Below are 13,062 nucleotides of genomic sequence, written 5' to 3' on the forward strand. Positions count from 1 at the left end.
GGAGAGACGGGACACGCAATGGGCTGAATGAGTCAGTGCTAAGGAGACAGGCCGCTAAGATTCTGGGGCCAGGGGTACCTGATCGGCGAGTTTCTGAATTCCGGAGATCACGAGCTTCTCTCCGGGCTGCAACCCCTGAAGCACTTGATATTGATTGCCTTCAATCGTGCCTAATTTCACGGGTTTTTGGCGGGCGACGAGCTTTTGTGAGTGGGAGGGGGAAGCCTGGGCGACAAACACAAAGTTCTGCCCCGCAATATTGGTGACGGCTGAAGTGGGGATCAGCACCCCCGGTCGTTGATTCCAAACCACTCTCACCTGCACGTACTGGTCGGCTCGTAGGCGATCGCCCGTATTGTCGTAAAGTGCTTTCACTAAGACGGTTTGGGTGTTGTTATCCACTTTGGGTGAAATAAAGAATACCCGAGCCGCCCCCGTCACCTGTTTGTTGCCATCCATTAACTGCACCAGGGTGCCGGAGCGCAGTTGCGGCGCATACTCAATCGGGATCGAGACATAAACCTCTAGGGGCTGGTTCTGGGTCACCGTAGTCAGGCGGGTAGCCGTCGTCACATAGTCGCCAATTTTGACCGGAATATCCCCCACGATCCCGGCAAAGGGAGCGGTAATGGCGTAGTAGTTCAACTGAACTTGCTGCTCCTGAACATTTGCCCGGCCTTCTTGAACCACCCGTGCCGCACTGGCAACGGCTGACTGTTGGGCCCGAATCTGCTGATCTAGGGCATCCAGATCAGACTGGGCAGCCTGGAGACGGTTGGTAAAATCATCCAAATCTTGCTTCGTCACCGCTCCATCGGCATAGAGAGTTGTGTAGCGCTGGAACTGAGATTGACTGAATTTCAAATTTGCCACCTTGGCAGAGCGCTGGGCTTGTAGCGATCTCAGGGTGTCACTGGCAGCGGTAAGGTTGGCGCTGTCGGAGGCGGCGGCGGCATTGAAACTGGCAACGGATGCTGCCTGTCGAGCTGGGTCAATTTGAATCAGGGGGGCTTGGGCGGCAACCCGATCCCCCGATCGCACCAAAATTTTGGTGACATTTCCAGACACTTGGGGCAAGAGCGTCACCGAGCGGCGGGATTGCAAGGAGGCGACATATTCGGAACTCTCCGTGATGGTTCCGGAGGCAATCGTTACAAGTTTCACTGGTACCCCAGCTCCGGGGGGAGGGCCACCACTCGGGGGGGCGACACGCTACCAGCAGCATCAAAACGGTGGAAAACAAAATCAGGGGCTTGACGCGAGAACCCTGGGTGAATTGTGTCAGATCAGCTGGCATCGGCAAGGCTCTGGCGGTTGGCTTTAAGTCAGGCAGGGAATCAGGTCAGTTTACAGTCTGGCCAATTCCAGGATCGCTTCCAGCTCTAAAATCAGGAGTACTTAAGGGATCAGCCCCCTGAGAGTAGGCAGGCTAGCAGGGATATTCTAGAAGTTCTTTGGCGATCTTGCATCACCCACTTGGATCAGTTGCCCCCATCCTTAGCTGGGACATCATCTGGTAGATTATCCTCAGTGCTCCCTGCATCAGGTAGTTTTAGTTGTCCATGATTTACTTGAAGATTTGGAAAGTGAGATTGGTGGGGTTCGATCTTTAATTAAGTGCAAAGCAGTACTCAATTTTTGGATCCATGGGGTCGGATACCTGTTTCACCGATGAGTATGCAGCGATGTATCTAGCAGGGCGGGTGCGGGCGATCGCCGATATTGAAGTCGAACTGATCCAGGAATGCCATCGCCAGTTTTAGACAATTGACCCAGATGTGCAGCCATGTCTCCAGTTCATTGGGTTCAGACCCCTAGGGCTTTAGCCCCTGACCTTCGGAACGCCAGTGCTAGCAGCGGAAACAGAGAACCGCCATAGTTGGTCAAACTCAGAACAGCATGTCACAATGACAGCGGATTCGCGACCGGACTTCCCCATGACGGAGTTAGCCCAGGAGATCACGGCTGAAGTTCAACGCTTACAAGCCCGGATAGCATCCCTGTTGATCTATCAAGCCGTCCTCAGTGGGGAGGTGGGAACTGCTTTCCAACAGCTATTGCAGGCGTTGAGTCAGCCGACAAAGGATGGCATCAACTGCTTACACGCCTATGGGCAATGGTTCTATGCCTTGGCTCAACGGGGTCAAAGTTGGCAGGAGTATCTGCTCCAGACCCTGCTCAAAACGGAGAACCCCTTCAGCCTCATGGCTCAGCAAGTTGAGTTCGCTCACCTCCCCCAACCTTTGGTTGCGGCTGTCCGCCATGATCTCCAACAGTTGCAACAACTCTATGTTTGTTCTGGAGATCAATTGAGCCTGTGGGTGCAAGCCCTCAGCGGTGGGGCGATGGCCAGAGGCCGGTCTTTGACCATCGCCCCCGTCGTTTGGCCGTCGCAGTCATCCTTAACAGCCGCACCGTTCCAGAATCTGGAGGATTGGGCTGCAGGAACGGCGGCTCTAGCTGCTTACTACCGCCAGCAGGGGACTGGATTGGTGGCTGACTATCGGGCATTGCGCTGGCACGGGGGGTCAACTGGTGGGCATTGCCCATGCCGATGGGAGTTCTCTGGACGAACTGGTTGGCTATGAAGCGCAGCAGCAGGCACTGCTGAAGAATACCGAATTTTTGCTAGCAGGTTATCCGGCCTTGCACGTTCTCCTCTATGGCAGTCGGGGATCTGGAAAATCATCCCTGATTAAGGGACTGCTGAATCATTACCGCGATCGCCCCCTACGGTTGATTGAAGTGGCGAAGTCTGATCTTCAAGACCTGAGTGCCATCGCCAATCGGGTACGGGATCTACCCCAGAAGTTTATTTTATTTGTGGATGACCTCTCCTTTGAAGCCGATGAAGCGGCCTATAAAGCTCTTAAAGTTGTCCTGGAGGGGAGTCTGACGGCACGGCCCCAGAATCTGGTGGTCTATGCCACCTCTAACCGCCGCCACTTGATTCGAGAGTTTTTGGGCGATCGCCCCCGACCCCAAGAAGGCGAAGAAGTCCATGCTTGGGATACGGTACAGGAGAAGCTCTCCCTGAGCGATCGCTTTGGCCTCACCCTGACCTTTATCCCGGCGGATCAGACCACCTACCTGAGGATGGTGCAGCACTTGGCAGCCCAAGCCGAGATTCCTCTGAGTTCCCCAGAACTGACCGATCGCGCCCTGCAATGGGCAACCCGGCACAATGGCCGCTCAGGGCGGACGGCACGGCAATTTATTGACTTTCTGCGGGCAGATCTAGCAATTTATGGAAATTCTCTCGGTCAGTCTCAGGCACTTTAAGTCCCACCGCGATCGCCAGTTTGAATTTCAACCCGGCACCAATGCCATTTGTGGCGAAAATGGTGCTGGAAAAACCAGCATTCTGGAGGCGATCGCCTGGGTGTTGTTTAACTACACGGGGGCGTATCGCAAGGAAGACCTGATCTACAACGGGGCTAAAAGTGCTCAGGTGACCGTGCGGCTGATTGCCAGTGATGACCGCACCTATGAAGTCAGCCGTTGTACCCGTGCGGGTTATACCATTTATGATCCCCAGGTACAGGCAAAGCTGGAGTATGCCCGAATTGATGACGAGGTGATGCCCTGGCTACGACAGCAGTTAGGGGTGGCTCCCGGCACCGATCTGGCGAAACTGTTTGCCAACACCATTGGCATTCCCCAAGGCACCTTGACCGCTGATTTTCTCAAGGCGGCGGAAGAACGCCGCCGGATTTTTTGATGTGATCTTGAAGGTGGAAGAATATCGTCAAGTTGCCAAGGACTCCCTGCAACTGGAAAAATTTGCCGAAACCCAGGTGCGGGATCTGAAGGCAGAGATGGGTCGCTATCAGCGGGATTTACTGGCGTTGCCGGATCTGCAACAGCGCCATCAAACCCAGGCAGCGGCGATCGCCCAGGACACTGCCCAGCTGCAACAGCTTCAGACCCAACTGGTGCAGTTACAAACCCAAAAAGACCAACTGACGGTACAGCAGCAACAGATCCGAGGGCTGGAAACCCAGTTACAGACCCTCCAGGCTCAAATCAATGCCCAACATCAGCATCAACAATTACTGGAGCAGGCCGTCCAGCGATCGCAACAAGCGGTGCAAATCTGTGCTGCCCAAGGCGACAGCTACACCCAATTTCTCCAAGCAGAGACGACGAGCCAACACCTAGAGCAACAGCGCCAAGAGCAACAACGGTTGCTGCAACAACGCCACGAGCAGCAGCAACGCCTAAGCGCCCAGCAACAGGAACTGACACGAGTGACGGTGCAACTAGAGGCGTTCTCGGCAGCTCAAGAGCAGATTGCCCAATTACAACCTCTGATACAGCAGCAAGCAGAACTGGAACAGCAACAACTGGCTCTAGAGGAACAATTACAATCCTTACTACCCTTGAAGCAGGAGCAGCAAACGCTCCTGCAAACCATCCCTCGGCTGCAAACCAATCTGGCGGCGATCGCCCCGGAAATTAGCCGTATTCAAGCCCTTGAAGCCGTCCTACGAGCAATTCCCGATCAAGAACACCAGCGGGATCGGCTGCAAGCCCAGATCAGCCGTCTTCAGGCTGCCCAAGCCGTTGAGGCAGACTTACAACAAATGCTGGCTCAGTCCACTCCAGACTGCGATCACCATCAAGAACAGGTGGCTGTAGCCCTAGAAACCCTGGAACAGCTGCGGCAATCCCTCCCTTTAGGCGTCACTGATGCTATTCCCCGCCTCCAGGCGTTGCTCCAGTCTGGGGTAACCTTACATCGTCAGGTACTGGCCCGTTTGCAAACCCTGCTGTCGGATCTGGGGCAACAAACCGATCCCCTGCACCTCGATCGCCAGTTGCAAGATCTTCAGCAACAGCTTGAGATCACTTATCAACAGCGGGTTGAATTTCAGACCTTAGCCCTGAAAGTTTCCCAACAATCCCAGTGGCAACTAGAACTGGAGACCCAGCAAGCCCGGTTGCAGGCCATTGCCAGGGAACTGGAGCCAGAACCCCTTTGGCAGCAACAGCGATCACACTTGCTCACCGCCCTAGCAGACTTGGACAATCCCCGCAGTCGCGGGCAAATCCTCACCACCCAACTGCAACAGCAGCCCCAGCTTCAAAGCACCCACGTGCAGTTGACCCAAACCCAGCGCCATCTAGAGCAGACCCTCACGGAGCTAGCAATCCAGTTGGCAACCTTTGCAGGCTTGGAGGCGCAATTGCAGCAGCAGCGAGAATTGCGGCAGCAACATCGGTCGGGCTATGAAGCCTATTTACAGGCGCAGCCAGAAGCAAATCAACTCCCAGAACGGCAGTCTGACTTGGCGGCAGCGATTCAAACCCTCCAAACACTGACCCAGGATCGCGATCAGCTTCAAACCGACTGTGAGCGTCAATTGCAGCAGTATGATCCTCAGCAAGCTCACACGGTAGAAACCACCTATAACCAGACCCGCGATCAGGTGCAACACCTCGGAGGAGGATTACCCGAAAAGCAGAAACTCTTAGCGGAATTAGCCTCCCAACTAGCCCATCTACATACCCTGGCTCAGACCTGCGATCGCACCCAGGCACAACTCCAGGAAGCCGAAACCATTGCCCAGTTCATTCAATTTGCTCGCAAAGCCTATAAAGAAGCCGGGCCTCGGATGACAGAACGCTATGTGCGTCAGATCTCTTGGGAAGCTGATAAATTGTTTCGCGAGTTACTGAATCGCCCCAATGTCTCCCTGGAATGGACGGGGGATTATGAAATTTTGGTGCGAGAAGCCGCCCACACCCGCCGGTTTATTAACCTGTCTGGGGGGGAACAGATGTGTGCAGCTCTGGCGGTGCGCTTGGCCTTACTGAAGGTGCTCGCCAATATTGATATTGCCTTCTTTGATGAACCTACCACCAATATGGATCGGGTGCGGCGCGAACAATTAGCCGCTGCGATCGCTCAGATTCGCAACTTTCGGCAGTTATTTGTCATCAGTCATGATGACACCTTTGAACAAGTGACTGAAAACATCATCCTCGTTGAGCGAGAGGTATAGCAATCAGGCGGCAATGCTCCGAGCTTGGAAACCGCCAACCTCCCTTAACGCCACAACTTATTTTCCAGATCCCGAACCTGGCGCTCTAGACGGTCAATCCGGCCCCGCAGCTCATCCATTTCTGCCTGTCGGGGTACCCCTAATTCTTGCAAGACATCCCGTAATTGCCGTTGGACTTGGAATTCCAAATTCCCAGATTCAGTCTTGAGTTGCTGCATCAAATCATCGACAAAAGCTTTAGCCTGCTCAGGGTTGAGTTTTCCTTCCCGAACCCACTCGTCGCTAACTGCCCGCAATTTATCGGCAACGAGGGAGGTGGTGCCAATGCCAATCATGAGTAGCTGCTTGAGTAGATTATTATTATCCATGCTGGCTCCTGTCCTTTATACCGGAATGATTTGCTTCCCCATTTCGTTGTCGTGGAAGCTCTTGGCTTTTTCTCAGCTTTGTATCGTTTCTGATGCCAAGCCTTGACTCTATTCTGACAAATATCCCAGGTTGCTCTCTGAATCCTGCCACCTCCTTCGCGATCGCCGAGAATGAACGGTTATGACTCTCCCCCCACCCCATCCATCTCCCGAAGTGATCATCATTGCCGCCCTGGCTGTGGGTAACCGGGTCATCGGCAGCCAGGGTAAAGTCCCCTGGTGTCTACCCGAGGACTCCCAGAGATTTCAACAACTCACCCTCGGGCACACCGTGATTATGGGACGCCACACCTGGGAATTGGATCTTGAAAGGTGTCCCCTGCCCCAGCGTCGTAATATTGTGGTCTCCACCTCCTTAACGCCAGAAACCTTGTCCCCGTCCTGTACATCGGTGGGGACGGAGCTACAGTTGGCTGCTTCCCTAGATGAGGCGTTACAACTGGCAAAGGATGCAGACAAGATCTTCATTGTTGGAGGCGCAGCCCTCTACACCGCAGCGCTACCGGTTGCCGATACCCTAGATCTAACCTTGGTAGAAGGAACCCACCGTGGGGATACCTTTTTCCCCGACTATGAAGCGTTGTTGGGCAAAGAATTTACCTTGGTCAACCAAGTAAGTTGCTCGGGCTACCGCTTTGAGACCTATCGCCGCCACTGGCCCCCCAATGGGTTGCCATCCAGTTAAGTAGTAACTGATTCACCTGTTCTGGAGATTCATCGTGGGGACAGTGTCCGACCGTTGCCAGTTCCACGAGTTGAAGTTGGGCGTTATAACGGCAAAAGAGGGGTGCCAGGGTGGAGGGTACCAGTCGATCCTGCTGTCCCCAAATCAGCAATAAGGGCATCTGTAACCGAGGTAAGCGCACCGTAGCCGCCGCCGCTGGATCTGAGGAACGAGATTGGGTCATGGCTGCTAGAGCACGGGCAGCTCCCCGATCATAGGCAGGAGCCGAGAGAATCTCAACCAGTTCATCCGTGACAGCTTCGGGGTTGGTGTAGGCTTGTTTGGCCCAAAAGCCGATGATCGCAGGTTGGCGAATCCAGCCAAAGAAGGGGTTGAAAATGGGGGGTAGGGTCAGCAAGCTACCCAAAAGATGGAGAACAGGGCGCAGGACATAATTCACCGGGGCGATCGCCCGTTGACACCACTGGGGCCACGTTGATGTCAGCACCGATGCATCGGGGAGATTCAGCATGGCCACCCCAGCAACTATTTCCGGATGGGTAGCGGCCACCTCTAAACAGACGAGGGAGCCTAGAGAGTTACCCACCAGAACCACGGGTTGGCGAATAAACGTCTGCCAAAAGTCATAAACTTGCTCCCCCCAGAGTGCGACCTGGTACGCAGTCTGAACCTTCTCAGATCCGCCAAAACCTAGAAGATCTAAGGCATAAACTAGATGATGCTGCCCCAAAACCGGCAGGTTATGCCGCCAGTGTCCCAGGGAAGCTCCAAAACCATGCACCAGGATGATAGGCGGGGCAGATGCACTCGGTTGCGGCGAACGGATGTAGGTGTAACGAGTTTGCCAACCTCGCCAAATCCAGTCTCGCTGATGACCGACCCGCTGTTGCCAGGGGGGGCGGGCTAGTCACACCTAGCTCCATTGACGGTGTACTCAAGGGTTCATGAGGGGGATTGCGATCGCCCCCATCCTAGCAATCAAAGGTGGATCTGTTTCAGATGAGTCCGAGGGTGAAAGGTGCGATTCGCCTGGATGGTTTCGTAGGCTACTCGTTCAACAGAACTTAATTCCTTGGGAGCCAGAATCACAATCCGTACCAGTTGATCTCCCCGTCCATCTTTGGGACGCGGCCAGCCCTTCCCGCGTAACCGCAGAGATTGACCCGAACGAATTCCGGCTGGAACCTGCATTTTCACTATGCCATCTGGCGTTGGGATCTCCACTTGCGCGCCCAAGACGGCTTCGTCAGGGGTAATGGGGACTTCACAAACCAGGGTGTCAGCCTCAAATTGGAAAAAGGCATGGGGCTGAATCTGCACCATCAGGTATAAATCTCCGCGTTGATGAGTGTATGGATCTGATGCGCCCTTGCCACGCACTCGAATTCGACTTCCCGGTTTGGCTCCGGGGGGAATGCGAACTTCAATACTCTCATTACCCAAATCTAGGCGCTTTTGCACCCCATGAAAGGCTTCCGCGAGGCTAAGGGCCAGGGAGGCTTCCCGATCCAGCACCGAGATGCCCATGCGATCTTCATACCCAGAGAAGCCCCCAAACCCTGAACCCGTAGGCTGCGGAGTGCGGTAGGCGTGACTCCGTTGACCAGGGCTGGGGCCGGGACTTCCAAAGCGCCCTAATAACTGATTGATGAACTCGTCGAAGTTGGCATACTGACCAAACTCCAGATTCTCAAAATCCACCCCCGCTCCTGGCTGGGACGACCAAGGGGTTCCCCCCTGATCCGCTTGCTTCCAGTAGCGCCCAAATTGATCGTACTTTTGTCGCTTTTCTGGATCGGAAAGGACTTCGTAGGCTTCATTAACTGTTTTAAATTGGGTCTCAGCTTCCTGATCTCCCGGATTCATATCAGGATGATACTTGCGTGCCAGCCGCCGATACGCTTGTTTGATTTCATCCATATGGGCGGTCTTACCGACACCCAAAATGGCATAGTAATCCTTGAAGTCAGTTGCAGCCATTGTGCGTCGATTCGTTCCTTAACTCTATAAAAAGTTTAAATAAAGATTCTGGGAAAAATCATTCAGAGCAAGAACTTTGTCAATAAACTATCCTACCCTGAACTTTCTCCCTTGAGCCGCCGCAGCCTCAAGGCGATATATAGTAGCGCTGGTCAGACAGATTAGAACCCGAATCAGACTGTCTGACCCCGATTCTGGGAAACTGCCTGACACGCCATTGCCACAAAAAAGTTTGTGGCAATGGCTATATCTCCTCTATGAGCGGCTGTTAGTCTAGCCTCACAGCCAGTTGATCGGTGCTAAGACACCGCTACTTTCACCACTTTGTTTCGATCTTCCTCTGCTTTCGGCAGGGTCAGTCGCAGGATGCCATCCTTGTATTCAGCTTCAACAGCAGTATTTTGCACCCGTGCTGGCAGTGGAATTACCCGTTGGAAGCGACCGTACCGGAACTCCGTGCGGAAGAGTCCGTTTTCTTCGGTCCGGCTTTCAGACTTGCGTTCGCCACTGACAGAAACCGTGTCAGCGCTGACTTGGATGTCTAGATCTTTGGTTTCCATCCCCGGTACCTCTAAGCTCAGATGAAGTGCTTCTGGCGTATCTTCAATCTCAGCGGAGGGGGCAAAGGTAATGCCATCCGTACCAGGGGCGAGGGTGTCAAATAGACGATTCATCTCCCGTTGCAGGGTTTCGACTTCACGGAAGGGTTGCCAACGAATCAGTGCCATACTCTCTGATCTCCTTGAAATCTACCGTGCCCAGTATCATGGGGAATGAGATCTGAGCACACTTTTAGGCTAACAGCGCCCTGGGATCCAGGTGGTTCGGTTCCTGCACACGTAAATGGGGGCGATTCCCGTACCCCTTGGCTCAATCCTCAACCTCTATGCTCCCTGCTAGCCTGTTTAGGGAATGGTGATGATGGGGTTGGGAATGTTTACGAGTCGGTGGGGACTGCATCCGAATGCTTGGAAATTCTGGAATTTAACTTGAAAACCGTTTACCACCTTCTGTGATGCCGAAATTTGATGACCAGATAGAAACTGTTTATGCCAGCGATCGCAACCTATGGCGAGAATGGTTGGCAGAGCATCATCTGATCTCCCCTGGCATCTGGTTAATTTATTACAAAGTCAAAAGTGGTAAACCCAGTGTTCAATACAGTGAAGCAGTTATGGAAGCCTTATGCTTTGGCTGGATTGACAGTAAGGTTAAAACATTGGATCAAGAACGATATCAGCAAATCTTTACACCTAGAAAACCTAAAAGTGTATGGTCAAAGTTAAATAAACAATATATAGAACAACTGATTGAGCAAGGTTTAATGACTGAAGCAGGCATTGAAAAAATTAACACCGCTAAACAAGATGGTTCCTGGACTGCGTTAGATGCGATTGAAGCATTAATCATGCCAACAGATTTAACGCAAGCTCTCGAAACAGATGGAACAGCTAAAAAGAATTTTGAGGCATTCAATAATTCAACCAAGAAACATATTCTTTTTTGGATTGATAGTGCCAAACGTCCAGAGACAAGGTTTAAAAGAATTGACCAAACTGTAAAATCAGCAGCTCAAAACAAAAATCCTCTGGAGCGTCGGGCTACTCTAAATTCCCTGCCTTGATCAATCCCATCAGTTTGTATTTGCGGCCATGGGTAGACATCAACTGGGCGCGATAACACTGCCATTCAGCTTGCTGCCCAGACTGAATATAGGCTGTCCGCATATAGGCTGTCCGCGCTTGACGCAACCATTCTACGGCGGTCTGATAAGCCACGGCTTTACCGCGATCCATAATATCTTCCGCTTGACGACGGACTGTTTGAATGAGCCATTCCGGTCGGTAGGGGATGGCTGCCTCTATTAGCTGATAGCCTATTTCCCTTGGCAGGGTAAGCAGAACATCCACCGCGCAGGACTAACATAGTAACGCATCTAACCTCGTAGCGATCGATACAGGGGGCAGTTTTGGTCAGTTTTGGGCGAGAGATTTGTGGTGAACTGGGTATTGCCGAAACCCGAGAGTGGCTGGTTACCAATGGCATTGGGGGCTTCGCGTCTGGAACCATTGCTGGTTTGCTCACCCGTCGCTATCACGGGTTATTAATGGCAGCCCTCACCCCTCCCTTGGGGCGGACGCTGCTACTCTCCCAACTCGATGAAACCGCCCAGTATGGGGAGCAGTGCTATCCCCTATCAACCAATCGCTGGGCAGGTGGGGGTATCAGTCCCGACGGTTATCGCCAGATCGAGCGCTTCTTCCTCGAAGGCACGATTCCTGTGTGGCACCTTGCCTGTGCCGATGCCCTGCTAGAAAAACGCATCTGGATGCAGCAGGGTGCAAACACCACCTATATTCACTACCAACTTCGCCGTGGGACTCAGCCGCTTCATCTCACCCTCAAGGCGATGGTGAACTACCGTGACTACCACGGCAGTACCCATGGAGACACCTGGCACATGGCGGTGAATCCAGTGCCTCAAGGGCAGCAGATCATCGCATTTCCAGGGGCGGCTCCCCTGTACCTGCTGAGTGCTGAGGCTGAGGTGACCCCTGCCCATACCTGGTATCGCAACTATGATCGGGTCATGGAGAGGCAGCGGGGGCTAGATGCCCAGGAAGATCACCTGCATGCCGCGACCTTTCAAGTGACCCTCCATCCCGGTGATGTGGTCACGGTGGTTGCCAGCACCCAGTCCCAACCTTCCTTGGACGGGTCAGCGATGCTGAAAGCGCAGCAAGCTTATGAACAAGGGTTGCTGAACCGCTGGCACCAAACTTTGGGCGGAATCACAGCCTCTGAGTGGGTGAATCAGTTGGTGCTGGCTGCGGATCAATTTATTGTCAGCCGTCCCCAGCCCGATCGCTCGGAGGGTCAATCTGTGATTGCAGGATATCACTGGTTTGGAGATTGGGGGAGGGATACGATGATTAGCCTGACCGGTTTAACCCTGACCACCGGACGTCCGGTGGTAGCCCGCTCCATTCTGCGTACCTTTGCCCAATATGTCGATCAAGGGATGTTGCCAAATCGCTTCCCTGATGCTGGGGAGGTTCCGGAGTACAACACGGTGGATGCTACCCTCTGGTACTTTGAAGCGATTCGAGCCTATCACCAGGCCACTCACGATCAGCAACTGCTCCAGGAGCTATTCCCGGTGTTAGCTGAGATCGTGGATTGGCATTGTCAGGGCACTCGCTATCATATCCAGCTTGATCCTACAGATGGGTTGCTCTACGCCGGAGAGCCTGGGGTGCAGTTAACCTGGATGGATGCCAAGGTGGGGGAGTGGGTGGTGACACCCCGGATGGGTAAACCCATCGAAATTAATGCCCTCTGGTACAACGCTCTGCGCACCATGGAGGCTTTTGCTCAGGAACTCGGTCTACCTGGCGATCGCTATCAGCAGTTGGGCGATCGCGCTCTGACTGGTTTTGGCCGCTTCTGGAATCCCACTACCCAGTACTGTTATGATGTCTTGGATGGTTCCACGGGACATGATCCGGCTCTGCGCCCCAATCAAATTTTGGCCGTCGCCCTGGAAAGTCCCCTGACGGTTAACCAACAACGCCAAGTGGTGGACGTGTGTGGACAAACCTTACTCACCTCCCACGGATTGCGATCGCTGGCTGCTAACGAACCCCAATATCAAGGCGTTTACCAAGGCAATTCCCAGCAAAGGGATGCTGCATACCACCAGGGAACCGTTTGGGGATGGTTACTCGGTCCCTTTGTCCAAGCCCACCTCAAGGTCTATGCAGATCCGTTCCTAGCTCGTACCTTCCTGGAACCGATGGCAAATCAGCTCTGGAGCCATGGTATCGGCAGCCTCAGCGAGATTTTTGATGGCGATGTTCCCCTGCGGCCTCGGGGCTGTATTGCCCAAGCCTGGACGGTCGCGGAAGTTCTTAGAGCTTGGCGACTGACGGCATCACAACTAACCCCAAAGGGATAGGGG

At 53.6% G+C, this 13,062-nt stretch carries 11 protein-coding genes and 2 pseudogenes; 7 read left to right on the forward strand and 6 right to left on the reverse strand.

Annotated features, from left to right (window positions below; translation table 11 throughout):
* Positions 1-54: 54 nt before the first annotated feature.
* Positions 55-1,164 (reverse strand): efflux RND transporter periplasmic adaptor subunit, encoded by a 1,110-nt coding sequence (locus tag DO97_RS04490; protein ID WP_052128378.1) that lies wholly within the window; start codon positions 1,162-1,164, stop codon positions 55-57.
* A gap of 449 nt (positions 1,165-1,613) precedes the next feature.
* Here DO97_RS04490 and DO97_RS30740 point away from each other — a divergent pair.
* From DO97_RS30740 to DO97_RS04500, 4 genes and pseudogenes are all read left to right on the forward strand, one after another.
* Positions 1,614-1,760, forward strand: a pseudogene (locus tag DO97_RS30740) (GAF domain-containing protein); the annotation flags it as partial.
* Between the two features lie 177 nt (positions 1,761-1,937).
* Positions 1,938-3,282, forward strand: a pseudogene (locus DO97_RS30745) (ATP-binding protein).
* Positions 3,248-3,721 (forward strand): AAA family ATPase, encoded by a 474-nt coding sequence (locus tag DO97_RS22890; RefSeq protein WP_052128379.1) that lies wholly within the window; start codon positions 3,248-3,250, stop codon positions 3,719-3,721. Before DO97_RS30745 ends, DO97_RS22890 begins: the two are co-directional and overlap by 35 nt.
* Position 3,722: 1 nt before the next feature.
* Positions 3,723-6,008 (forward strand): hypothetical protein, encoded by a 2,286-nt coding sequence (locus DO97_RS04500; RefSeq protein ID WP_052128380.1) that lies wholly within the window; start codon positions 3,723-3,725, stop codon positions 6,006-6,008.
* A gap of 44 nt (positions 6,009-6,052) precedes the next feature.
* On the opposite strand, the gene DO97_RS04505 is transcribed toward DO97_RS04500, so the two are convergent.
* Positions 6,053-6,376, reverse strand: a complete 324-nt coding sequence (locus DO97_RS04505) for a phasin family protein (RefSeq protein ID WP_036531387.1) — start codon at positions 6,374-6,376, stop codon at positions 6,053-6,055.
* Between the two features lie 181 nt (positions 6,377-6,557).
* Here DO97_RS04505 and DO97_RS04510 point away from each other — a divergent pair, with 181 nt between their 5' ends.
* Positions 6,558-7,121, forward strand: coding sequence for a dihydrofolate reductase (locus DO97_RS04510; RefSeq protein ID WP_036531389.1), 564 nt, complete (start codon positions 6,558-6,560; stop codon positions 7,119-7,121).
* Here DO97_RS04510 and DO97_RS04515 read toward each other — a convergent pair.
* The 3 genes from DO97_RS04515 to DO97_RS04525 form a co-directional block, all read right to left on the reverse strand.
* Entirely contained in the window at positions 7,042-7,980 is a 939-nt protein-coding gene (locus DO97_RS04515; protein WP_052128381.1) for an alpha/beta fold hydrolase, read from the reverse strand. The genes DO97_RS04510 and DO97_RS04515 overlap by 80 nt on opposite strands.
* 119 nt (positions 7,981-8,099) lie before the next feature.
* Positions 8,100-9,101: a DnaJ C-terminal domain-containing protein gene (locus DO97_RS04520; RefSeq protein WP_036531391.1), complete on the reverse strand. Its 1,002-nt coding sequence runs from the start codon at positions 9,099-9,101 to the stop codon at positions 8,100-8,102.
* 299 nt (positions 9,102-9,400) lie between these two features.
* Positions 9,401-9,829, reverse strand: coding sequence for an Hsp20/alpha crystallin family protein (locus DO97_RS04525; protein WP_036531392.1), 429 nt, complete (start codon positions 9,827-9,829; stop codon positions 9,401-9,403).
* Between the two features lie 287 nt (positions 9,830-10,116).
* Here DO97_RS04525 and DO97_RS04530 point away from each other — a divergent pair, with 287 nt between their 5' ends.
* Positions 10,117-10,725, forward strand: coding sequence for a YdeI/OmpD-associated family protein (locus tag DO97_RS04530; protein ID WP_036531394.1), 609 nt, complete (start codon positions 10,117-10,119; stop codon positions 10,723-10,725).
* On the opposite strand, the gene DO97_RS04535 is transcribed toward DO97_RS04530, so the two are convergent.
* Positions 10,703-11,011 (reverse strand): hypothetical protein, encoded by a 309-nt coding sequence (locus DO97_RS04535; protein ID WP_036531395.1) that lies wholly within the window; start codon positions 11,009-11,011, stop codon positions 10,703-10,705. The genes DO97_RS04530 and DO97_RS04535 overlap by 23 nt on opposite strands.
* A gap of 59 nt (positions 11,012-11,070) precedes the next feature.
* On the opposite strand from DO97_RS04535, the gene DO97_RS04540 reads away from it, so the two are divergent.
* On the forward strand, positions 11,071-13,059 hold the full coding sequence (locus tag DO97_RS04540; RefSeq protein WP_204368477.1) for an amylo-alpha-1,6-glucosidase: 1,989 nt from the start codon (positions 11,071-11,073) through the stop codon (positions 13,057-13,059).
* Positions 13,060-13,062 lie beyond the last annotated feature (3 nt).

It is taken from the genome of Neosynechococcus sphagnicola sy1 (assembly GCF_000775285.1).
In the GTDB taxonomy this organism is placed as follows: domain Bacteria; phylum Cyanobacteriota; class Cyanobacteriia; order Neosynechococcales; family Neosynechococcaceae; genus Neosynechococcus; species Neosynechococcus sphagnicola.

Bases quoted from the DNA above. Each gene is read 5' to 3' on its own strand.
- DO97_RS04505 (WP_036531387.1), bottom strand. From the start codon at position 6,376: ATGGATAATAATAATCTACTCAAGCAGCTACTCATGATTGGCATTGGC.
- DO97_RS04525 (WP_036531392.1), bottom strand. From the start codon at position 9,829: ATGGCACTGATTCGTTGGCAACCCTTCCGTGAAGTCGAAACCCTGCAA.
- DO97_RS04530 (WP_036531394.1), top strand. From the start codon at position 10,117: ATGCCGAAATTTGATGACCAGATAGAAACTGTTTATGCCAGCGATCGC.
- DO97_RS22890 (WP_052128379.1), top strand. From the start codon at position 3,248: ATGGAAATTCTCTCGGTCAGTCTCAGGCACTTTAAGTCCCACCGCGAT.
- DO97_RS04520 (WP_036531391.1), bottom strand. From the start codon at position 9,101: ATGGCTGCAACTGACTTCAAGGATTACTATGCCATTTTGGGTGTCGGT.
- DO97_RS04510 (WP_036531389.1), top strand. From the start codon at position 6,558: ATGACTCTCCCCCCACCCCATCCATCTCCCGAAGTGATCATCATTGCC.